At 70.6% G+C, this 22751-nt stretch carries 20 protein-coding genes; 6 read left to right on the top strand and 14 right to left on the bottom strand.

From position 1 onward, the window contains the following. Window positions 1–328: 328 nt before the first annotated feature. The 5 genes from IEY55_RS07745 to IEY55_RS07725 all read right to left on the bottom strand — a co-directional run bounded on the left by IEY55_RS07745 (window position 329) and on the right by IEY55_RS07725 (window position 8564). Window positions 329–1837, bottom strand: coding sequence for a PP2C family protein-serine/threonine phosphatase (locus tag IEY55_RS07745; protein ID WP_189055467.1), 1509 nt, complete (start codon window positions 1835–1837; stop codon window positions 329–331). 280 nt (window positions 1838–2117) lie between these two features. Next, complete coding sequence (locus IEY55_RS07740; protein ID WP_189055465.1) at window positions 2118–2522, bottom strand: anti-sigma regulatory factor; 405 nt, start codon at window positions 2520–2522, stop codon at window positions 2118–2120. Window positions 2523–2761: 239 nt separating this feature from the next. Continuing rightward, on the bottom strand, window positions 2762–2953 hold the full coding sequence (locus tag IEY55_RS07735) for a hypothetical protein (RefSeq protein ID WP_189055463.1): 192 nt from the start codon (window positions 2951–2953) through the stop codon (window positions 2762–2764). A 273-nt stretch (window positions 2954–3226) separates the two neighbouring features. Beyond that, the gene (locus IEY55_RS07730; protein ID WP_189055461.1) at window positions 3227–3691 is read right to left on the bottom strand and encodes an STAS domain-containing protein; all 465 of its coding nucleotides are present in this window, start codon (window positions 3689–3691) and stop codon (window positions 3227–3229) included. Between the two features lie 415 nt (window positions 3692–4106). Then, window positions 4107–8564 carry a HAMP domain-containing protein gene (locus IEY55_RS07725; protein WP_189055459.1) on the bottom strand — a complete coding sequence of 1486 codons (4458 nt, stop codon included), beginning with the start codon at window positions 8562–8564 and terminating at the stop codon, window positions 4107–4109. A gap of 330 nt (window positions 8565–8894) precedes the next feature. Between IEY55_RS07725 and IEY55_RS07720 the strand changes: the two genes are divergently transcribed. The 4 genes from IEY55_RS07720 (at window position 8895) to IEY55_RS07705 (ending at window position 13167) form a co-directional block, all read left to right on the top strand. Next, window positions 8895–10469, top strand: a complete 1575-nt coding sequence (locus IEY55_RS07720) for a PP2C family protein-serine/threonine phosphatase (RefSeq protein ID WP_189055457.1) — start codon at window positions 8895–8897, stop codon at window positions 10467–10469. A 138-nt stretch (window positions 10470–10607) separates the two neighbouring features. Then, complete coding sequence (locus IEY55_RS07715; RefSeq protein WP_189055455.1) at window positions 10608–11438, top strand: DUF3097 domain-containing protein; 831 nt, start codon at window positions 10608–10610, stop codon at window positions 11436–11438. A gap of 91 nt (window positions 11439–11529) precedes the next feature. Further along, on the top strand, window positions 11530–11961 hold the full coding sequence (locus IEY55_RS07710; RefSeq protein WP_189055453.1) for an NfeD family protein: 432 nt from the start codon (window positions 11530–11532) through the stop codon (window positions 11959–11961). 12 nt (window positions 11962–11973) lie between these two features. Next, window positions 11974–13167: an SPFH domain-containing protein gene (locus IEY55_RS07705; protein WP_373289976.1), complete on the top strand. Its 1194-nt coding sequence runs from the start codon at window positions 11974–11976 to the stop codon at window positions 13165–13167. A gap of 144 nt (window positions 13168–13311) precedes the next feature. Here IEY55_RS07705 and IEY55_RS07700 read toward each other — a convergent pair whose 3' ends face one another. From IEY55_RS07700 to IEY55_RS07670, 8 genes are all read right to left on the bottom strand, one after another. Then, window positions 13312–14010 carry a type 1 glutamine amidotransferase domain-containing protein gene (locus IEY55_RS07700; RefSeq protein WP_189055450.1) on the bottom strand — a complete coding sequence of 233 codons (699 nt, stop codon included), beginning with the start codon at window positions 14008–14010 and terminating at the stop codon, window positions 13312–13314. Window positions 14011–14040: 30 nt separating this feature from the next. Further along, window positions 14041–14799, bottom strand: a complete 759-nt coding sequence (locus IEY55_RS07695; RefSeq protein ID WP_189055448.1) for an acetoacetate decarboxylase family protein — start codon at window positions 14797–14799, stop codon at window positions 14041–14043. Window positions 14800–14902: 103 nt separating this feature from the next. Then, a complete protein-coding gene (locus tag IEY55_RS32520) occupies window positions 14903–15031 on the bottom strand; it encodes a hypothetical protein (RefSeq protein ID WP_268239287.1) in 129 nt (42 codons plus the stop codon). 148 nt (window positions 15032–15179) lie between these two features. Next, on the bottom strand, window positions 15180–15677 hold the full coding sequence (locus IEY55_RS07690; protein ID WP_189055446.1) for a MarR family winged helix-turn-helix transcriptional regulator: 498 nt from the start codon (window positions 15675–15677) through the stop codon (window positions 15180–15182). Window positions 15678–15751: 74 nt separating this feature from the next. Then, window positions 15752–16555, bottom strand: a complete 804-nt coding sequence (locus IEY55_RS07685; protein WP_189055444.1) for an energy-coupling factor ABC transporter ATP-binding protein — start codon at window positions 16553–16555, stop codon at window positions 15752–15754. Continuing rightward, window positions 16543–17307: a cobalt ECF transporter T component CbiQ gene (gene cbiQ / locus IEY55_RS07680; protein WP_189055442.1), complete on the bottom strand. Its 765-nt coding sequence runs from the start codon at window positions 17305–17307 to the stop codon at window positions 16543–16545. Before cbiQ ends, IEY55_RS07685 begins: the two co-directional genes overlap by 13 nt. After that, on the bottom strand, window positions 17308–17688 hold the full coding sequence (locus tag IEY55_RS07675; protein ID WP_189055440.1) for a PDGLE domain-containing protein: 381 nt from the start codon (window positions 17686–17688) through the stop codon (window positions 17308–17310). Beyond that, a complete protein-coding gene (locus tag IEY55_RS07670) occupies window positions 17685–18407 on the bottom strand; it encodes an energy-coupling factor ABC transporter permease (protein ID WP_189055438.1) in 723 nt (240 codons plus the stop codon). Before IEY55_RS07670 ends, IEY55_RS07675 begins: the two co-directional genes overlap by 4 nt. A gap of 367 nt (window positions 18408–18774) precedes the next feature. Between IEY55_RS07670 and IEY55_RS07665 the strand changes: the two genes are divergently transcribed. Further along, a complete protein-coding gene (locus IEY55_RS07665; protein WP_189055436.1) occupies window positions 18775–19263 on the top strand; it encodes a YybH family protein in 489 nt (162 codons plus the stop codon). A 235-nt stretch (window positions 19264–19498) separates the two neighbouring features. Next, entirely contained in the window at window positions 19499–20779 is a 1281-nt protein-coding gene (locus IEY55_RS07660) for an amino acid adenylation domain-containing protein (RefSeq protein ID WP_189055434.1), read from the top strand. Window positions 20780–20833: 54 nt separating this feature from the next. Here the strand turns inward: IEY55_RS07660 and IEY55_RS07655 are convergent, their stop codons facing one another. Then, entirely contained in the window at window positions 20834–21928 is a 1095-nt protein-coding gene (locus IEY55_RS07655; RefSeq protein ID WP_189055432.1) for a type III polyketide synthase, read from the bottom strand. Between the last annotated feature and the right edge of the window lie 823 nt (window positions 21929–22751).

Raw genomic sequence — 22751 nt, 5'->3', positions numbered from 1 at the left:
CGAAGTACGCCGAGGTCGATCCGGGCCATGAACGTGGAAACCGTGGCAGGCCAACGCGTCCCCGCAACGCCACGGCCGACAGGGCCATGTTCGGATCCGTTCCCCACCACCACTACCTCAGCCGGATCCGGCCCACACCGTCCCACAACGCCACGACCAGTGCTCCCGCGCCCGGGCGAGCCGCGCCGTCGCCACCATCCCAGGTGAACCGGTCATGCCACCACCTCCGCACACGACGAATCCGCCGGGAACCGGGGCAACGGCAAGCCACAGATGGCTTACCCCGCCGAGGCATCGCGCAACGAGGAGTGTGACCCAAACCGCACGGTCAGCCTGCTCGGGATGGAGGAGTGGCCGGCTGTCCAAAGGTGGGCAACCGGCGGCACACCAACAGGCACACGTCGTCGGCGTGGCGCTCCTCACCCAGCATGGTGTGCAACAGCGTCCGAGCCGCATCGGCCGCGTTCTGGCCGGCCACCGCGGACAGCGTGCCCGCTAGCGTGTCCAGGCGGCTGTCGATGTCGCAACCCCGGCGCTCGACGAGCCCGTCGGTGTAGAGCAGGACATTCCCGCCCGGTGGCATGACGTCCACCTGCTCGGCGAACGGCCGGTCGATGGGAAGGCCGAGCATCGGGGCGGTGGCGCCCTCCAGGACGCGGATCCGCCCCGAGGAGTCGGACAACATCGGCGGGAGGTGACCGGCCAGGGCACACCGCAGCTCCCCACCGGGCGCCAGCTCCACGACGGCCGCCGTGGCGAACAGCCGGGTGGGTGCCTGCCGGGTGAGCTGGTGCATCAGCTCCAACGTGCGTGCCGGACCGTGGCCCTCCAGGGCGTAGGCGCGCAACGCGTTTTGTAGCTGCCCCATGAGGATCGCCGCGTCCAACCCGTGGCCGGTGACATCACCGACGGCCAGCACCACGGTGCCGTCCCGGCGGACGAGGACGTCGTACCAGTCACCGCCGATGTTGATGCCGCGGCTGGCGGGCCGGTACTCCGCCTCGAACTCCAGCCCGGCCACGGCGGGCGGCTCCGGCAGCATCGCCCGCTGCAGGGTCTCGGCCAGCTCCCGCTCCCGCTGGTACTCGCGCGCGTTGCGCACCGTGATCGCCACCCGACCGGCCAGGTGCCGGGCGAGCACCTTCTCCTCCGGCCGGAACGGGCTTCTCCGCCGGGCCAGCTCCAACACACCCCACCGCTGGCTGCCGACGTCCAGCGGGGTCAGCAGCTGCCGGGAGTGATTCGCCAACCGCGTTCCACCGCCCCGCAACACCTCCCGCACCTCGTCGGCAGTGGACGCGGTGCCCTCGCGCGGGATGCGTCGTGGCCGGCCGCCCTCGTCCACCATCCACACTGCGGCGTCATCGGCAAAGCCGTTGTCCCGCAACAACTCCACCAGGATGCGCGTCATCTGCCCGAGGTGCAGCGAGGTGGCGGAGCGCCGGGTGACCTCGTCGAGGAAGGCCAGCTGCCACCGTTGTCGCTCCAGCTCGGCATGCAACGCCAGCAACCCGGTGTTGGTCTGCTGCAGCTCCCGCTGGTACCGCTCCAGCGACTCCTCGTACTCGGCGAGCAGGTCCAGCAGCGGCCGCAGCACCAGGTCGTCCGCCGGGCCGGACAACACCGGCCGCTCGGCCGTCCCACCCGGCCACTCCTCCAGGCGCACCCGCAGCCGGCCGCCACGTGCTCCCAGGTCGCGCAACCGCTGGGCGGCCTCGCTGAGCAACTCCGCCCGTGGTCGTACCTGTAGCGGCAGGTCGGCGACGATCCGGGTCAGGGCGTCGTGCGCCAGGACCGCGTCCTGCTCCCCGGACACGGTGAAGTCGTAGGACGTCATTGCCCACCTCGCGAGCAGATGGCCGCCACAGGGTCGTCCCCGAGGCTGGGCTGCCACCGTACCCACGCACCGGTGACGGCCGGATCATGTCTGGTCGGCCTGTCCCGTCCCGGCAACGACCACCGCGCGGGTCGGTTGCCAGGCACCGGAACCGAGCCCGCCGATACGGCGTCGGTTCGTCCCGGAGCTGGCAGAAGACCGCCGGTCTCCCGCGGGGCGCTGTGGTGTCGGCGGTGGGCAGCTGCCGGCAGTGCGGCATTCGGGCCCGGTGACGGCGCGCTCAAGGGGCGTGCCCGGTATCGGACGTGCAGCTGACGACGACGGTGGTGCCGTGCCCCGGCGTGGAGTCGATGGTGAACTCGTCGACGAGCCGCCGGGCCCCGCCCAACCCCAGCCCCGGCCCGGAACTTGTGGTGAACCCGTCGACGAGTGCCTGGTCGACGTCGGAGATTCCCGGCCCGGAGTCGACGAAGGTCAGCCGCACCGTCGGGGTGTCGGCCACCAGCTCGACGTGTACCTGCCCGCCCCCGCCGTGGACGAGGGTGTTGCGGGCCAGCTCCTCGGCCGCGGTTACCAGCTTGGTCTGCTCGACAAGGGAAAAGCCGGCGGTGACCGCGGCCCGGCGGGTCGCCTGCCGCACCCGGACGATATCCAGCTCCGTGCGGATCGACATGGTCGCGCTCATGCCCGCTCCCCGGCATCGGTGCCGGACGTCGCGGAAACTCTGCCTCCCCTCGACCCGGTCGGCCCGCAGGGCAGGAATCGCTTCGGCTCAACCGGAACGCGAATCGGCCCGACGTCGCCGAGGAGGAGAACGGGAAGGTCCACGAGGCCACCTCTGGAGTCCGGGATCGGGCTGGGGCTGCCGAAACAGGCTCGGTCGGCACGGGGCCGACGGGGATGGTGCGGGCGCGGGCAGACACGTCAGGGCGGGAGCGCGTCCAGGCTGTCCGCGACGACCCGGTTCCGATCCTCGTGGCCGACAGCGACGACCGGTGCCACCCGTCCGAGCGAAACCGTGGTGCGGTGGTCGAGCGAGAGGCCAGCGGTACGGGCACCCACGTCGGCGGGGAAGGTCATGGTGGGAACCGCTCTCGTCCGGTCGAACCTCGTCACGCCTCGACTCCGTCCGGCGTTCACGCTACCTGACCCTTGTCCGAAGGCAAAGACATGCGGTACCGGACGGCAGGGGCACCACACCCCCGTTGGTGGACGCCGGCCATTCCCGCAACGGCGTGTTTCCCCGGGAACCCACGAGGAAAGGCGGCGCGACGGACCACGAATCGGACCGCACCTCCGAAGTCCCTTGTGGACGGACACGCCGCCCGCCCGCCAGTGCCCCTCGTGTACTGTCGCCCATCCACGTCACGGGAAACGTCGGCCGGCGACCTAGTTCAACGCCTCCTCGATGCTCGGCCGGACATCCAACTCGGCGGCCAGGCCGGTCACCGTCAGCGGATGCAACACCGGCCGTGTGTTCACCACCAGCCGGAACCCGACCCCGCGGTCCGCGGCCCGTCGGCCCACCTCGTACAGCAGCGACAGCCCCGCGGAGCTGAGGAAGGTCACCTCGGTGAGGTCCAGGACCAGCAACGTCCCGGCGTTCTCCAGCTGCTCGACCAGCTCCCGCTGCAGCGGGGGAGCGCTGACCAGGTCCACCTCGCCGCGCACCGACACCACGATCGCGGTCGGCCACCGCAGCACCGAGACCTCGATGAGGTCCTCGATGTCCTGCAGCTCGTCGGAGACCGTGAGTTCGACGCAGGGCTGGGGTGGCCCGGCCGCGCCCGGCCGGCGCGGGGCCGGCACCGGCTCGCCGGAGGGGGTCGCGATCTCGTCCGGACGCTGGGACATCTGTCGCTCCTTCGGTGGCGGGTCACCCCCGTTCGTCCGCACCGGCGTGACGCAGCGTCGTCGCACGCCGGCGGGGACGTCGGAGTGGTGGCGGGCGGCCGCTCCGCGATGTCGCCGCTAACAGGCTCGGGTGAAGGGCATCATCGGGCGATGTGGGCCGCCAGCGGAAGGCCCGGTGGGCCGAATCGGCCACGATATGGGCAAGTCCGTCCGAACCGCCCAACGGGTGAGCTGTCGGCAGTACCGAGCGTGACAGCGCGGCGATGCCCGTCCCACCCCCGCGCCGGGCTGAACGTGCCTGTTCACCCGGCAGGAGCCGGCACGCCCCTCATCCGAACGGGGTCGTGCCCGTTACCTCGCACGCCCGCGGGGACGGGGCCGTCCGGCGCACGGGTTCCCTGCCGCGCCCGTCCCCTCACCCGGGGCCGGTGTCGGACCGGTGGTCGGCGTCGAGGTGGTGGGCAATGAGCCGCAACAGCTGGTCGGTGTCGACCGGCTTGCTGACGTAGTCGGTCGCCCCGGAGGCCAGGCTCTTCTCCCGGTCGCCCTTCATCGCCTTCGCGGTCACCGCGATGATCGGCAGGTCCGTGTACTCCGACATCTCCCGGATCGCCGCGGTGGTCGCGTTACCGTCCAGCTCGGGCATCATCACGTCCATCAACACCAGCGCGATATCCGGATGCTGTTCCAGCGCCCGCACCCCGGCGAGCCCGTTGTCGGCGTAGACCACCTCCAGCCCGTGCATCTCCAGCACGCTGGTCAACGCGAAAACGTTACGCAGGTCGTCGTCGACGATCAGGATCTTGTCGCCGTGGAAGCGGGCGGGCGGATCGGCGGGCCCCGGTGCCGACGATCCCTCGGCCGCCGAATCCCCCGCCGGGGAAACGGAAACCAGCTCGCCTGACGGCTGGGGCTGCACCGCTTCCACCGCCTCCGGGGGCGGGAGGGCGACCCGCTCGGTCATCCGGTCCGGTGTCGGCACCCACCCGGTGGCGGCCGGGCCGATCGGCAGGTAGAGCGTGAAGACGCTGCCGGCGCCCGGCTGGCTGCGTACCCGCAGCTCCCCACCGAGCAGGTGGGTGAGCTCCCGGCTGATGGACAGGCCCAACCCGGTACCCCCGTACTTGCGGCTGGTCGTCCCGTCGGCCTGCTGGAACGCCTGGAAGATCACCGAAAGCTTCTCCGGTGCGATCCCGATCCCGGTGTCGCGCACGGCAAAGGCGATCCGCCCCGGCTCCCGACGCAACGCCGCGTGCGTCACCTCCGCCGGCTCCGCCGGCCGGATGTGCAGCTCCACGGCGCCCTCGTGCGTGAACTTCACCGCGTTGGACAGCAGGTTCCGCAGGATCTGCTGCAGCCGGTGCTTGTCGGTGCGCAACACCTCCGGTGTCCCCGGCGCCACCACGACTTGGAAGTCCAGCCCTTTCTCGCTGGTCAACGGCCGCCACAGGGACCGCACGTAGTCCACGAGCTCGGCGACCCGCACCGTGGCCGGGCGCAGCTCCACGCGCCCGGCCTCCACCTTGGCCAGATCCAGGATGTCGTTGATGAGCTGCAGCAGGTCGCTGCCCGCGGAGTGGATGGTGCGCGCGTAGTCGACCTGCTTCGGCGTGAGGTTGCCCTCCAGGTTGTCGGTCAGCAGCTTGGCCAGGATCAGCGCGCTGTTCAACGGCGTGCGCAGCTCGTGCGACATGTTCGCCATGAACTCCGACTTGTAGCGGGAGGCCGAGGACAGCTCGCGGGCCCGCTGCTCCAGCTCCCGCCGGGCCTGCTCGATCTCCCGGTTCTTGATCTCGATGTCGCGGTTCTGCCGGGCCAGCAACGCCGCCTTCTCGGCCAGCTCGGTGTTGGAGCGCTGCAGCTCCTCCCGCTGTGCCCGTAGCTCCGCGGTCAGCCGCTGCGACTCGCCCAGCAACGCCTCGGTACGCGAGTTGGCCAGGATCGTGTTGACGTTGACCCCGATCGTCTCCTTCAACTGCTCCAGCAAGTCCTGGTGCACCGCGGTGAACTCGCTCACCGACCCCAGCTCGAGGACCCCGAGCGGGCGTCCCTCGAACAGCACCGGTAGCACGATCAGGTTCACCGGTGAGGTCGAGCCCAGCCCCGAGGTGATCCGCACGTAGTCCGGGGGTACCCGGCGTACCACGATCGTGCGTTTGTCCAGAGCCGACTGCCCGACCAGCGACTCGCCGAGGGTGAACCGGTTCGGGGTATCCCCGGAGAAGCCGTAGCTGGCCAGTCGCTCCAGCACCACCGGCCCGTCGCCGTCGGAGCGAGCCAGGAAGAAGGCCCCGTACTGGGCGGAGACCAGCGGCACCAGCTCGGTCATGATCAACGACGCCATGGCCCCGAGATCCCGGTGCCCCTGCATCAGGCTGGAGATCCGGGCCAGGTTGGTCTTGAGCCAGTCCTGCTCCCGGTTGGCCCGGGTGGTCTCCTTGAGGTTGGCGATCATCTGGTTGATGTTGTCCTTGAGCTCGGCGACCTCGCCCGAGGCGTCCACGGTGATCTTGCGGGTCAGGTCGCCGGCGGTCACCGCGGTGGCCACGGCCGCGATGGCGCGCACCTGCGTGGTGAGGTTGCCGGCCAGCCGGTTCACGCTCTCGGTCAGCCGTTGCCAGGTACCCGACACCCCGGCCACCTCGGCCTGACCGCCCAGCTTGCCCTCGGTGCCGACCTCGCGGGCGACCCGGGTGACCTCGGAGGCGAACGCCGACAGTTGGTCGACCATCGTGTTGATGGTGGTCTTGAGTTCCAGGAACTCCCCGCGGGCCGCCACGTCGATCTTCTTCGACAGGTCCCCCTGGGCGACCGCGGTGGTCACCTGCGCGATGTTGCGGACCTGGTTGGTGAGGTTGGTGGCCATGGAGTTGACGTTGTCGGTGAGGTCCTTCCACGTGCCGGCCACCCCGGGTACCCGTGCCTGTCCGCCGAGGATCCCCTCGGTGCCGACCTCGCGGGCGACCCGGGTCACCTCGTCGGCGAACGCCCGCAACGTGTCGACCATCCCGTTGATCGTCTCCGCGAGCGCGGCGATCTCCCCCTTGGCCTCCACCGTGATCTTCTTGCTCAACCCGCCCCCGGCGACCGCCGTTGCCACGGCCGCGATGTTGCGGACCTGGTTGGTGAGGTTGGTGGCCATGGAGTTGACGTTGTCGGTGAGGTCCTTCCACGTGCCCGCCACGCCGGGTACCCGTGCCTGTCCGCCGAGCTTGCCCTCGGTGCCCACATCCCGTGCGACGCGGGTGACTTCGTCGGCGAAGGCGGAGAGTTGGTCGACCATCGTGTTGATGGTGTTCTTCAGCTCCAGAATCTCCCCGCGGGCGTCGACGTCGATTTTCTGGGAGAGGTCGCCGCGGGCGACCGCCGTGGTCACCTGGGCGATGCTGCGCACCTGTGCGGTGAGGTTGTTGGCCATGAAGTTCACCGAGTCGGTGAGGTCGCGCCAGGTTCCGGCCACGCCGGGTACCCGTGCCTGTCCGCCGAGCTTGCCCCCGCTGCCGACCTCCCGTGCGACGCGGGTGACTTCGTCGGCGAAGGCGGAGAGTTGGTCGACCATCGTGTTGATGGTGTCCTTGAGTTCGAGGATTTCGCCGCGGGCGTCGACGTCGATTTTCTGGGAGAGGTCGCCGCGGGCGACGGCGGTGGCGACCTGGGCGATGTTGCGCACCTGGCTGGTCAGGTTGCCCGCCATGGAGTTGACGTTCTCCGTCAGGTCGCGCCAGGTTCCGGCCACGCCGGGTACCCGTGCCTGTCCGCCGAGCTTGCCCTCGGTGCCGACCTCGCGGGCGACCCGGGTCACCTCGTCGGCGAACGCCCGCAACGTGTCCACCATGGTGTTGAGGGTGTTCTTCAGTTCGAGGATTTCGCCGCGGGCGTCGACGTCGATTTTCTGGGAGAGGTCGCCGCGGGCGACGGCGGTGGCGACCTGGGCGATGTTGCGCACCTGTGCGGTGAGGTTGCGCGCCATGAGGTTCACCGAGTCCGTGAGGTCCCGCCAGGTTCCCGCCGCACCCGCCACCTCGGCCTGACCACCGAGCCGACCGTCGCTGCCGACCTCCCGCGCCATCCGGGTCACCTCGGAGGCGAAGGCGGAGAGCTGGTCGACCATCGTGTTGATGGTGTTCTTCAACTCCAGCATCTCGCCCGACACCCGCACGGTGACCTTGCGGCCCAGATCGCCCGTGGCCACCGCCGTGGCCACCTGCGAGATGTCCCGCACCTGCGCGGTCAGGTTGGCGGTCATGAAGTTCACCGAGTCGGTGAGGTCCCGCCAGATTCCGGCCACCCCCGGTACCCGGGCCTGCCCACCCAGCCGGCCTTCGGTGCCGATTTCCTGTGCCACCCGGGTGACTTCGGCCGCGAACAACGCCAGCTGTTCGAGTAACCCGTTGACGGTGCGGCCGAGCCGGGCGAATTCGCCGCGCAACGGCTCGGCGCCGATCCGGGTGGACATCCGCTGCGACAGGTCGCCTTCGGCCACCGCCACCAGCACCCGGCTCAGCTCGGTCGTCGGCAACGTCAGGTCCTCGACCAGCCCGTTGACCGCGGCCCCGGCCACCGCCCAGTCCCCGCACGCCCCGGCGGTCGTCATCCGCCCGTCCAGCCGGCCCTGGCGGCCCACCGTCTCCCGCACCCGCACCAACTCGCCCACCAGGCGCTGGTTGCGGTCGGCCAGCTCGTTGAACGCGGTGGCCACCGCGGCGCCCAGGCCGTCGCCGGTGACCGCGAGGCGGCGCCGGAAGTTGCCGTCCCGCAAGTCGTGCAGGGCGGCGTACAACCGTTCCAGCACCGCTTCCTCGGCCCCCGACGGACCATCCGGCGCAGAGGTACGGACCGGTGATGTGACGACGTGCCGCGGCTGCTCGGTCACGGCTGCCTCCAAAACGGGTGGCGATCGCGCGACGCAAGGGTCCCATGGGAACAAGCGATGCTCGACCACGCGGAGCTTCCACCGTGGCGAAACCGGTGGATCCCCGCTCACAGCGCCGTGACCGATCGCTTCGCTACCCTGACCATGCCGCGCCGCGGCCCGGGCGGGAGCTGGTCCCGCACGGACTTCGCTCGTCGACCGCCCGGGCGGACGGTCGACGCAGCCGGTCGACCGGCACCGACGACGACTGGCATCGCCGCAGGAGGTGCGCGCGATGGGTGAGCGACCGCAGGAGCGCCCGCACCGGCCCGGTGCCGGGAGACCGTGCCGGTGAGCGAGGGCGCTCACCCCGGGTACCCCGCCGCGCCCGGCGCCGAGCCGGATCCCCTGCCGCTCCGGGGAGTTCTGGAACACCTGGCGGTGCCCGTCGTCCTCGCCGACGGCCGGGCCGTGCGCCTGATGAACCACGCGGCCCGTCGGGTTCTTCCCGGGCTCGCGATCGGCGACGACCCCGCCGAGGCCGGGTTGCCCTGGAGCGGATCATCCGCCGGCAACGGTGCCTTTCGCCTGGAGCGAGGTGGACTCCGGCTGTCCGGCACCAGCCGCCCGGTCGGATCCGGTTGGCGCGTGTGGGAACTGGGGCAGACCGGCGACCAGCCGCCCGCGCCCGCCGGGGAACAACACCGACTCCGGTTCGCCGTCGAGACCTCCCGTCGGCTGCGCGGCGTGGTGGACGAGGAACACGTGGCACGTTCCCTCGTCGGGCTGGCCACCGAACACGTGGCGGACCACGCCGTCGTGCTGCTGCCGTCCTCGCGGGGACGGATGCGGTGGTGGTGCGGTGCCGCGCGGACTATGACCACCGGATTCATCCGGGTCCGCACCATCGCGGCGTTGACACGACTGCTCACCGGTGCCGAGAGCATCAATGAAGTACCCATGTCGTTACGGGCCTCGCTCCCATGGCCGGAGTTGGGGGAGAACGACGTCGACTCCACGCTTCTCGCCGGGATCGGTGCGGAGGACCCGGGATGGCTGCTCGTGGCGCGACGCCACCGCCACACCGACCACGAGCTGGTCATGCTTCGCGACCTCCAGGCACAGGCCAGGGCGGCGCTGGTGGCCGCCCGGCGGGTACGGGAGCAGGAGGTCGCCCTTCTCGCGTTGGAGAACGAGCTCCTGCCCGTCCCACCACCGGAGGTGCCGGGCGTGTGCTGGGGCGTGGACTATCGGCCGGCGCGCGGCCCGCTCCGTGTCGGCGGCGACTTCTTCGACGTGCACCCCCGCCCCGAGGGTGCCGTGCTCTTCCTCGGCGACGTCTCCGGCAACGGTGCGGAGGCCGCCGCGCTCACCGGGTGCATCCGCTCCACCCTCGCCGCACTGCTGCTGGTCGAGCACCGGCCCGCCAGGCTGTTACGGCTGCTCAACGAGGTCCTGCTGACCCGGGCGGGCAGCCGGTTCGCCACGCTGGTCGTGGGCTTGGTCCGGCTGGACGGCACGGCCGGGCTGACCCTCACGCTCGGCTCCGGGGGCCACCCGCCGCCGCTGGTCCTGCGCCGGGACGGCACGGTCGAGGACGTCCCCCTGCCCGGCAGCCTGGTCGGCATCCTCCCGGAGGCACACCTCGGCGAGGTCGACGTGGTGCTGGCCCCGGGCGAGCTGTGCCTGCTCTACAGCGACGGGGTCACCGAGGCACGCAGCGGGCCGGGCGGACGGGAACTGTTCGGTCTGGACCGGCTGCGGGACGCGGTGGCCGCCGGCGTGAACCGGGGCGCCGCCGAGCTGGTGGCCGGGGTGCGTGCGGCGGTGGACGGCTGGCTCGGCGGGCGGGACCACGACGACATCGCGATGCTCGCCGTCCAGGCCAGCCCGTCGGGCACCCGGTCCAAGCCCGCCACGGGCTGAGCCGACAAAACCCTGACCCATAGGGGTTTTCCCGCGACCTTTCCGACATTCCTCGCGCCCGGCCGGTGGCCGAGGAAACCGGACCGGCCGGCGTGGCGGGGCCGAGAAACGGAACCGCACCGGTTAGCGTCCGCCGTCGTGCGATCGGTGGAGTACGGACGCGATGTGCTGGCCTCGGGCACCGGGCGGTCCCGTCGCCGGGTGCCCGAGGTCGTCGCCGAACCCGGGCTCGTGGTGGAGGATTCGGCCAGTGGGTTCTGCGGCGCGGTCCTGCGGGTGGACAAGGGCATGCCCAACGACGCCGTGGTGCTGGAGGACCGGCACGGAAAACAACGCCACTTCCCCCTCCGGCCGGCCGCCTTCCTGCTGGAAGGCACGCCGGTCACCCTCGTCGGGCCCCCGGCGACCACCGCCCCGGCCACCCCGCGTCGCTCGGCCTCCGGCTCCCGCCGGGTCACCGACCTGCGCGCCCGCACCGCCCGCGCCAGCCGGATCTGGGTGGAGGGAACGCACGACGCCGAACTCGTGGAACGGGTGTGGGGACACGACCTGCGCGTGGAGGGCGTCGTGGTCGAGCCGCTGGGCGGCATCGATGATCTTCACACCCGCGTCGCCGCGTTCGGCCCCGGGCCGCGGTGCCGCCTCGGTGTCCTGGCCGACCACCTCGTGCCCGGGAGCAAGGAGAGCCGCATCGTCGACGCGGTCGACGACGAGCACGTTCTGGTCACCGGTCACCCCTACGTCGACATCTGGCAGGCCGTGCGGCCCGCCGCGTTGCGCATCCCCGCATGGCCGGAGGTGCCGCGGGGGGTCCCCTGGAAGGAAGGGGTGTGCCGGGCCCTGGGGTGGGGTGAGCCCGCCGACGGGTGGCGGCGGGTCCTGGCCGCGGTGGACAGCTTCCGCGACCTGGAGACACCGCTGGTCGGCGCCGTGGAGCGGCTGATCGACTTCGTCACGGCGACCGGTTGACCGGCACCCGTCACGACGCCCCGCCGAGGTCAAGATCACGAATTGTGCCAAGCCGGGGACGCGCTGTCGCGCGATCTGACAGGATGAGGCCATGGCCGCTCTGGTGTGGCTGATCATCGGCATCCTGCTGATCGTCGGCGAGGTCCTGTCCGGGGACCTGTTCCTGCTGATGCTGGGCGTGGGCGCGTTGGCCGCCGCCGGCTCGGCGGCGCTGGGTGCGCACGTGGTGGTCAGCGCCGTCGTGTTCGGGGTGACCTCGCTGGGGTTGATCGTGCTGGCCCGACCGGCGCTCAAGCGCCGGATGGCCCGGCAGGTCGAGGGCACCCGCACCAACGTCGACGCGCTGGTGGGGAGCAAGGCCGTCGTGGTGGCCACGGTCAGCCCGGACGGCGGTCAGGTCAAGATCGGGGGCGACGTCTGGTCGGCCCGGACCTCCGACCCGACGGAGGTCCTGGAACCCGGTCGGGAAGTCACGGTCGTGGAAATCTCCGGGGCCACCGCGGTCGTCTGGGGTGGCCTCTAACGGGAGGTGCGTGTGGTCGCACTCATTGTTGTCGCAGTCATCGTCCTGCTGGTCCTGGTGACCACGGCGAAGTCGGTGCTGGTGATCCCGCAGGCACAGACCGCGGTGGTCGAACGGCTGGGCCGGTTCCGCACCGTGGCCCAGCCCGGGCTCAACTTCCTGGTGCCCTTCTTCGACCGGGTACGGGCCCGCATCGACATGCGCGAACAGGTGGTGTCGTTCCCGCCGCAGCCGGTGATCACCCGGGACAACCTCACCGTCTCCATCGACACGGTCGTCTACTTCCAGGTCACCGACGCCCAGCGGGCCGTCTACGAGGTGTCCAACTACATCGTCGGTGTCGAGCAGACCACCACCACCAACCTGCGTGACCTGGTGGGCGGGATGAGCCTGGAGGATGCGCTGACCTCCCGCGAGCTGATCAACAGCAGGCTGCGCGGGGTGCTCGACGACGCCACCGGTGGCTGGGGCATCCGGGTGTCCCGGGTGGAACTGAAGGCGATCGACCCGCCGCCGTCCATCCAGGACTCGATGGAGAAGCAGATGCGGGCCGACCGGGAGAAGCGCGCGATGATCCTCACCGCCGAGGGCCAGCGCGAGTCGGCCATCAAGAGCGCCGAGGGCCAGAAGCAGGCGCAGATCCTGTCCGCCGAGGGCGCCAAGCAGGCCGCCATCCTGTCCGCCGAGGGCGAGCGGCAGTCCAGCATCCTGCGCGCCCAGGGTGAGCGGGCCGCCCGCTACCTGCAGGCCCAGGGCCAGGCCAAGGCGATCGAGAAGGTCTTCGCCGCGGTCAAGGCCGGCCGGCCCACCCCGGAGTTGCTGGCCTACACCTACCTGCAGACCCTGCCGCAGATGGCGCAGGGCGACGCCAACAAGGTGTGGATGATCCCCAGCGACTTCAGCAAGGCGCTGGAAGGCTTCGCCACCATGCTCGGCAGCAAGGGTGAGGACGGCGTGTTCCGCTACGAGCCGCCCACCGAGGAGCTTCCTGAGACGCGTCCCGAGGCCGACGACGAGTCGATCGCGAGCTGGTTCGAGACCGCCTCGGACCCGGCGGTGCGGCAGGCGGTCAAGGAGGCGGAGGAGGTGGCGAGCAGGGAGGTGCCCAGCCCGCTGGCCCCGCCCGCGGTCGAGCCGCCCCGCTCCAGCATCACCCCGTCCGCCGAGAGTGCGACCGAGCTGTCCGACCAGCCGCCGCAGCACTGATTCCCTACGGGGCACCGGGTTCGTAAAGCCGGGGCTGCGGCGACGACCCCAGCCGCCGACGGCCACCGGAGACGACAGCGTCGGGTCCCGCGCGACGATATGGAGCCGTCGCGCGGGACCCGACTGCTGTGTTGGGCGTGGGGCTCAGCCGAGCGCCTTGACCACCTGGAGAGCGATCTCGCTGCTCGACTCAGGATTCTGGCCGGTGTAGAGGTTCCCGTCCATAACGACCTTGCTGCCGAACGCCGGGCCAGGTTCGAGGACGGCACCGCGCGCCCTGGCCATGGTCTCCAGCAACCACGGCGCGCCGGCCGCGGTGTTGTAGGCATGCTCCTCCTCGTCGGTGAAGACGGCCATGCGTCGGCCCGCGAACAACCAGCGACCGCCGGACAGGTTCGCCGACAACAGGCCACCAGCGCCGTGGCACAGCGCGGCAACGAGCTTGCCCTCGGCTTCGGTGGCCAGGAGCAGCCGGCCGAGATCCGGGTCGTGCGCCAGGTCCTCGAGGGGACTGTGGCCGCCCGGGATGAACACGGCGTCGTAGTCGGCGATGCGGACGTCGGCCAGGCGCAGCGGAGCACGCAGCTCACGATCGATCTGCCGAAGGTAGGCGGTGTAGTCCCGGGCGTTGTCCTCCCCGCCGGCGTACCGGGCGGTGAGACTCTGGTGATCGAAGGTCGGCGCAACCCCGTCCGGGGTGGCGATGTCCACTCGGTGACCGGCTTCCAGAAAGGTCCGGTGCGGCACCACGAACTCCACACTCCAGGTACCACTGGGGCGCTTGGTGCCGTCGTTCTGCGTCCAGTCGGCCGCGCCGGACAGGACCATGAGGATCGTTGCCATGGTGTTCCGTTCTGTCTTGCGACGCGACGATTACTCCGCGGCCGCGAGGTAGTCGTGGATGGGTTCCCCGTAGGGCAGGGTCATGTCGAAGGTCCCGTAGAAACCGCCGAGGATCCGCGTGGGCGCGAAGGCGTGCAGGGGATCGACCTCCGAGCGGGAGTCCATGGTGAGTGAGGCACGCCCGGCCCACAGGTCGGGTGCGCCGCTCGCGGTGGTGTGCGGGATGAACTGCGGCTCGGTTCGGGTCAACTCGCACACGCTCGGCGGGGCGCCGGCACGGCTGTTGGGGATCTTGCGCAGGAGCAGGACCGGAAAGTTGTCCAGCTCGCCGGGATCGGCGGGCCGGTCGACGGTGGTGGACAGGGTCATGATGCGCCGGCCGGTCGGCCGTTCCGTCGTGGTGATCATCTGGTTCTGCTCGAAGCTGACCCGGATGTCGGCCAGTTCCTTGGGGAAGCCCCAGACCTCCCGGCCGGCGGCCATGGCGGCGTCGCTGGTCACCCAGATCAGCGGGTTGTACACGTAGGGCTGGCCCTGGAACTGGACGCGGACGAACAGGAAGGACTCCCGGTAGGGGCCGTAGGTGGTGAAGGGGAACTCCGCGCCCCAGGCGGTGATGCGGACCGGGTCGTCCAGCGGGGTGACGCCGTCGGGCAGGTAGGCGGCGACCTTGGCGGTGTCGGCCTCGTATGAGGCGAGCATGATCCGCGAGCCCCGGTAGTAGTGGGTGGGCTTCTCGTACAACGGCCCCGCGGTGGGAACGGAGAATCCCTGGTTGACGACGTCCATGACGGGCTCCTGCGTCTTCGGTTCGGTGATCTGTCTGATGTGGACGGTTCTGGGTGGTCGGCTCGTGGGCCGAGCCGTCACCATTGCTTCTGACGATGGGAGGTCAGGTGGTGGCGTGCAGTACGGCGAGCCGCCTTTCCACCTGTTCCGTGGTCGCCAGGCCGGTGACGACCGGCACCACCCGCTCACCGAGTACGGCGAGCAGGGTCGGATACAGCGACGTCTCGGTCATCGCAACTGCCTCCCAGGAGTGGGACGGGGCGCCCGCGGCGCGACCACACTCGATCCGACGTTATCTGACTCGTCAGATATTTCCGGAGTGGCCGAGGTCACCTGATCCCGGTCGGCCCGGGCGGTGGGGAGGCTGGGACGCCGGTGCGTCAGTGCAGGTAGGGAAGGCGTTCCCGGAGGGCCGCGCCCAGCCGGTCCAGCGACTCGAACATGCGGGTGAGCTCCTCGGCCGGCAACGGCTCGCCGAGCAGCTCCCGGAGATGGGCGGCATGCACCGCGGCGGCCCGCCGGAGCACGTCGGCGCCGTGATCGGTCATCTCCACGATCTGCACCCGCCGGTCGATCGGCGAGGTCCGGCGATGCACCAGGTCGCGCTCCGCCATGCGGTTGACGAGCCGGGTCGCGCCGCCGCTGGTCACCACGAGCAGGCGACCCAGCTCGCCGACCGGCAGCCGCCGGTCGGGCGCCTCGGCCAGCCGGAGCAGGACCTCGAACATCGTGTGGCTGATGCCGAACTCGCGCTCCAGCGAGGTCGCGACGAGCCGCTCCAGCCGAGCCGTCACCTCCAGGATCACGCCGAAGCCGCGGACCAGGGGATCACCGAGCAGTGCCGCGAGATCCGTCGCATCGTCCTCGGCCCCGGCCACGGCGCTCCTCCGGCATCGTCCACCCACGTCCGCGCCCACCGTAGCCGAGGCGGCGCAACCACCCCGGTCTCGTGTCAACCGTGCGTCGGCTCCGCCGCGGAGAGGGAGAAACCCCAGGGAAGTTCCAGCCGGTGCCGGGCCAACAGGGCCGAGTCGGCCAGGATGTCGCGGGTGGGCCCGTCGGCCACCACGATTCCGCCGTCGACCAGGACGGCGCGGGGGCACAGCTGCAGGGCGTAGGGCAGGTCGTGGGTGACCATGAGCATCGTGTGGCCCAGCTCGCCGAGGACCTCGGCCAGCTCGCGGCGGGCCACGGGCTCGAGGTTGGCCGAGGGTTCGTCGAGCACGAGGATGTCTGGCTCGCACGCGAGGACGCAGGCCAACCCCACGCGTCGACGTTGGCCGCCGGACAGGTGCAGGGGGGAACGGTCGACGTGCTCGGTCATGCCCACGGCGGCCAGTGCCTGACGCACCCGCTGCCGCAACGCCTCGCCCCGGAGCCCGAAGTTCGCCGGGCCGAATCCCACGTCCTCGGACACGGTCGGCATGAAGAGCTGGTCGTCGGGATCCTGGAACAGCAGGCCCACTCGTCGCCGGATCTCGCGTAGGTTCGGCCTGCACACCGGCAACCCGCTGACGTGTACGGTGCCGCCGCCACCGCTGAGGACGCCGTTGAGGTGCAGCGCCAGCGTGGTCTTGCCCGCACCGTTCGGGCCGAGTAGGGCCACCCGTTCCCCAGGCTCGATCCGCAGGTCCACGCCGAACAACGCCTGCCGGCCATCCGGGTAGGCGTAGGTGAGTTGTTCCACCAACAGCGCGGGCGGAGCCGGCGTACCCGCGTCCACAGTGGTCTGGGTTGGTTCGGTCAACTGGTCCACAACGCCACTCCCCACACCAGCGCTGTCACGGCCACCGGCGACAAGCCGGCGCACCAGCTTCGCGGTGATGTCCGACGATCATCGGCATCGGGCAGTGCCCCGGTCCATCCCCGTGACAGCATTGCCAGGTGTACCCGTTCTCCGCGTTCGTAGGCGCGCACGAACAGTGTGCCGAGCCCGCGGGCGGTGGCCCCGACCTGCCACAGGAATCGCGGATTGTGGCCGCGGGCCAGGCGCGCCAATCGCATGCGTCGTTCCTCGGCGACGATCACCTCGGCGTAGCGCAGCATCAATGTTGCGATGGTGGTCAGCACCGCCGGGGCGTGGAGCCGGCGCAGACCCACCAACAGCTCGGTGGGGGAGGTGGTTGCGGCCAACGTCAGCGAGGTGAGCACGCCGAGCGTGCCTTTGGCCAGGATTGCCCAGCCGGCGAGGGCTCCCTCCACCGAAACCGGGACACCCAGCACCTCCACACGCGGGCCGACCCCCACGAACGGCATCAGCACGGCGAGCACGACGAACGGCAGCTCGATCAAGGCGCGCTTGGCGAACCAACGCACCGGAACCCCGGCGACCCGCCACAGCACCAGCAACACCAACAGGTAGCCGCCGAACGCCCAGAACACCTGGCGGGGCGTGGCCACCACGCAGATCACCAGCAGCAGCGCGGCAACGATCTTGACCTGCGGCGGCAGCCGGTGTCCTGGCGAGTTTCCCGGCCAGTGCAGCGGATGTCGGTGCCCGCCACCCATTCAGTCAGTCCGCGGGGTCTCGTCCGGTGTGGAGCGTCGACGCAACAGCCAGAACAGGCCACCCGACACCGCCAGCACGACCACGACACCGAGCACACCGGCCACACCGGTGAGACGGCTGTCTCCCCTCACGGTGTAGTCGGCCAGCGGGCTGCCGGCGAGCGCGTGGTCCTGTGCATGTTGGGCGATGCATTCACCCTCGACCTGTTCGCCCCGCTCGGTCTCGGTGACCGTGCAGCCCTGGCGGGTCACCGCGTCCAGTCCGTCCGGCTCGCTGGACGCGAACGCGGAGACCACACCGGCCAACAGCACCGCGACCAGACCGAAAATCAGGAAGAAGGCTCGGTTGCGACGACGGGTGTCGTGTTGTTGGGTGCTCACGCGCCACTCTCCTCCGGTCGGGCCACGGGCGAGGGACGAAGCTGCAGCGGGCGGTCCGCACCGCGCAACACGTGGACCAGGTCGGGGCGTACCGCGGCCACGGCGGTCACGGTCAACGCCGTGATCACGCCCTCACCGACCCCGATGAGAATGTGCACCCCCAGAATGGCTGTGGCGACACCCACAAGCGAGACCCCGCCCTGGCCGCCGATGCCGTATTCCACGACGAAGCCCGACGCGGCCGCCACGGTGTTCACCAGTGCGGCAAGGAAGGCCATCACGGCCAGCCCGGCACGACCGCGAACCGCGAACCGCCGCAACCCCAGGGCGACGAGATAGCCGGCCACCGTCCCGATCAACGCCATGTTCGTGACGTTCGCGCCCAGCGCCGTCAAGCCGCCGTCGGCGAACATCAACGCCTGGATCACCAGCACGATCGTCAGGCACAACGCGCCGACGGCCGGCCCGACCAGCAACGCGGCGAGTGCCCCGCCGAGCAAGTGGCCGCTGACCCCGGGCAGGACCGGGAAGTTCAGCATCTGGGCGGCGAACACGAACGCGGCGACCAGCCCGGCCATCGGGGCGGTACGGTCGTCGAGGTCCCGGCGGGCGCGCAGCACCGCCAGCGTCAGGCCGGCCGCGGCCACCAGGCCGAACAACGCCGACGTGGCGGGATCGAGCAGGCCGTCGCTCATGTGCATGGCCATCGGGGTTGTCACGAGCGCCTCCAGCGATCGGACCAGCGGCGACGGGCCGCCGGGCTACTCCCGGGCGTGGCCGGCGGCCCAGGTGACAGAAACCTAGTTGCCGATAGCCTGCTATGGCGAGACCTGTGCATTAACGACTTGTTGGCCGGCTGACGGTGGTGTAGCTGCTCCGGCGGGTGGGCGAAGCGCTCCCGTGGGGCCGGGCGACAAGGCGCCGGAAACGTCGGGCGGATTCCTGTCCGAGGCCCGGGTCTCGTGCCGGGAGCGGGGCGGGGGCCCGTCGCATGATCCGTGTCGCAGCTGGCTGACCCGAGACGCGACGGGCGAGAGACTGGCGCGTGACGGCCGAACCAGCAGCCCCGAGACGTGGAGTCACCGAATGATCCAGCACACCGCTCTGCGCTATGGCCCAGAGGCACGAAACCGACTCGTCGAGGCGACCACGCCCACCATCGAGGGCGCCTACGCCGCCCTGGAATCGTTCTACTATGCCTTCAACCAGCGCGACGGTGACGTACTTCGCGAGGTGTGGGCACAGCATCCACTGGCCCAACTCAACAACCCACTGGGAGGCATCCTGCGTGGCGGTGACAAGGTCGCCGAGTTGTACGAGAAGGTCTTCCACGGTTCCGCCCGGGTCGAGGTGACCTTCGGCGACATCGTCGAGTACTCGGACGAGCGGCACGCCGTCTTCGCCGGTCGGGAGACTGGCAGCTACACCGGGGCCGACGGCGACACCATCGCCCTGGAGATCCGCACCACGCGGTACTTCCGGTACGACGAGGGTCGCTGGCGGCAGTACCACCACCATGGCAGCATCGATGCCCCCGACGCGCTGGGCGCCTACCAACGTGCGGTAACCGGCTGACCCCTCGGGTCATGCTGCAAACGGGTCCTGCGGTGGTCGGACCCGGTCGCCCTCGACCACGCGGCCGACATCCTCGCCTCGGCCGTGTGGCAGCTCACACGTTGAGCGGGTCTGCGTAGGGCACTCGGGGGTGACACGGCCGGCGCAGCGGTCCTGGTCCGTTCGGTCCCAGCTTGTCCCGGACTCTCGGCGCCGCGCCGAAAGTGCGCTTTCATGCTTCACCGTGGGTGGCGGCGTGGGCAGTGACACCGAGGACGTTGCGCTGGTCCGCAAGACCCTGGCGGAGACGCTCGCGGTCGCGGACTCCGAACCGGACGGCGCCCGGCTGGACCGGGTAGCCGCCGCGGTCGACCTGCTGGGGCGGTGGGTCGCCGAGGACGGTGCCGCGGCGGTCCTGCCGCTGGCGCAGGACGTGGTCGAGACGGTGGTCGCCGCGTTGTCGCGGTTCCCGAACGACCCACGGCTCCGCGAGCTCGCCGAGACGGCCCTGGCCGTGCACGCGGCCGCGGCCCGGGCGAGCCGGGCCGACCCGACAGAGCTGGCCGACTGGCTGCTGCGGTTGCAGTTGGAGCATCCGGAGGGTCCCGAGGTCGCGCTGGCCGACTACGACGGGGCGCTCGGTGCCACCGGGCTGGCCGCCTATCGGCAGCGTGCCGAAGAACTGTGCCGCGGCCTGCCGACGGTGCCGTTCGGGCAACCGCCCCGACTGGATCGGCACCGGTGGGCGGTGCTGCGCGTGCTGGAGGAGTTGGCCGAGCACACCGGGGACGTGGATCTGCAGGTCGACGTGCTCGCCAAGGACCTCTCCACGGGCTGGCAGTACCTGCGGATCGCCACCCTCCTGCAGGAGGCCGGTCGCTCCGCGGAGGTGCTGCGCTGGGTCGAGCGCGGGCTGGGCGCCACCCGCGGGCGCGGGGCGGCCGGCCGCCTGGTCGATCTCGCCCTGGACGAGTGCATGCACCGCGGCTGGCTGGACCGCGCCCTGGAGTTGCTGCGCGCGGCGTTCCAGCAACGGCCCGGCCTGGACACCTTCCTGCGGCTGCGCGCGGTCGCCGAACCCCTGCGGCGGTGGCCGGCCGAGCGCGAGGGCCTGCTGGGCTCGTTGCGGATCACCACCAACGGCTCCCGCCCCGACCTGGAACGCAGCTCGGCCTGGGTGCGCATCCTGCTCTGGGAGGGGGACCTCGACGGCGCCTGCCGCGTCGCCCGCACCTTCGGCTGCGACGACCAGACCTGGGCGGCGCTGGTCGATGGCCGCCCGGACGGTCAACCCGACCAGGCACTCGCGGTCTACCGGCGGCTCGTGGAGCGACACCTGGCCCGCCCCCGGCAGGAGGTCGAGGAGGTGCCCGAGCTGCTGGACGAGCTGCGGGTGCTGGCCAAGGGCAACGGGCAGCCCGACGACTTCACGCACTACCTCGACGAGGTACGCACCCGGCACGCCGCCGACCGCGACCTGCTCGATGCCTTGAGCCGCCGTGGGACGTATGCCCGACCCGGAACCTGGCAAGCCTGAGGAAGTGTCGCGTTCCAGGGTGGATCGATGCTGGGCCGCAGGGGTTTGGTGCGCTCAACTCACACTTGCGTTCCACGTGCCGGCGAGCGCCTCGGTGGTGAACCCCGGGCCGAAGGCAACGATGAGGCCGGGAGCGTCGTGCCGGGGAGCGTCGTCGTGGTGCCGGCGCAGGACGTCGAAGATGCTGACGCTGGACGTGTTGCCGATGTCGGCCATGCTCGCCCGGCTGGGGGCCAGGGTTCCGGGTGCCAGTCCCAGCCCGGTCTCGACGCCGTCCATGATCTGCGGCCCGCCGGTGTGCGAGACGCAGAACTCCAGCTGATCGGGTGACCATCCCTGTTCGGCGATCAGCGCGTGCAGTTGCGGGACGACCCGGCTGACGGTGCGGCGTACCCGGGGATCGGTGCGGAAGTGGAAGCCGATCTCCGTTGTGGTGCCGGCGATGACGGACTGCGAATCGGGGAGAAGATGCTGTCGGCAGCCGCGGATATGGAAGCCGACGTGTTCGGGGCGGGCCCGCCGGACGATCGCGGCGGCCGCGCCGTCACCGAAGATGCCGTTGGAGATGAAGTCGCTCAGCGAGTGCTGATCGACCTGGAAACACAGGGAACTGAGCTCGACCGCCACCACCAGCACCGTGGCCTCCGGATATGCCTGCAGGAAGTGGAAGGCATCGGCGAGCGCGGTGGCCCCGGCGGCACAGCCGAGTTGCTGGATGGGGGTGCGGCGCATGGTGGGCCGGCAACCCAGCTCCTGCGCGATCGAGGCGTCCGGACCGGGCAGCATGTAGCCGGTGCAGGAGACGAACACGAGATAGTCGACGTCGGCGGCCGTGGTCCGGGCGATCAGCAGTGCCGCCTCGGCCGCCTCGGTGCCGAGTCGCACCACCTCACGGGCGTAGCGGGCGTTGCGGACGCCGAAGGAGTGTCCGACCAGCATCTCTTCCAGGTCGACGACCAGATGCCGATGCTGGACGGTTGTGTTGTGCATCAGCTCCAGGCCGCGCTCCAGTTGCGGTGCCTCCGCGTGGTGCCTGCGCACGGCCTCGATGACTTCATCCTGCTTCACCACGTACTCGGGCAACGCGAGGGAGGGGCGGGCGATTGAGGCAATAGTCCTTTGCTCACGACGTCCCGTGGCACCGGGCATGACACCTGTCCTTTCGACGCGTTGTGCTACTGGCGCTGGGTTGCCTACGAACGGCCGTCGCGGGACAGCTCATGATGGAACCCGGGGACGCCACCAACGGACCTGGCGTGCGCCAACCTGTGTAGCCGGTTCCGGATGTCCAGCACTGTTGCCTGAATTCTGGGAAAAAGTGTTTCCTGGCAAGGCTGCCGCGGCAGCGCCGGCGGGCCGCCGCACTCGGCCTTGGTCGGGGGCGCTTCGTGCCACCCTTGCGGCACATTGATGCTTTCCTTGACACACAACGTATCTGGTACCGCGCGCTCCACGAACGGCTGCCCCTGCACGTGCTTCGCAAGTGTTCTCCCCAGGCGCGTCAACAACGGCGAAGGTTGAGGATCGCGAGTCTCTGCGCGAGGAGTCTTACGGCAGCACCACATTCTCCGCCACCCCTCGGTGCGAGAACACCGAACCGGCGGAGCATCGTGTTACCCACGGTTTGTGGACACCGCTTCCCGGCTGAGATGAAGGGCACAGCCTGCGACAGTGGTGTGAGTGAAAAGTAAGTTCTTACGAACTGAGGAAGGAATTACCTGTCTTCTGGCGGGTCGACCGTTGCGAAGATAATATTCCCGGTTTTTTCGCGGTCGGGGAGGTCCGTCGAGGGGGCCGACCGCGGGCCCGGGCGCGCACCGAGACCGGAGCTGGTCGCCTCCGGTCACGGGCCGCCGGCACCGGTGGAAGCACCGCCAGTCGTGGTGGCGTGGAAAGCTGGGGGCGAACCTGCCCGCGCGGTCGGGTCGCCCCTCGGTCGCAAGCCGGCGACCACCTGCCCCCCGTGCGGCGG

The organism is Longimycelium tulufanense (assembly GCF_014645795.1).
GTDB lineage: Bacteria > Actinomycetota > Actinomycetes > Mycobacteriales > Pseudonocardiaceae > Longimycelium > Longimycelium tulufanense.
Note: the sequence above shows the minus strand (reverse complement) of the source record. Positions and strands in the feature narration are given on the sequence as shown.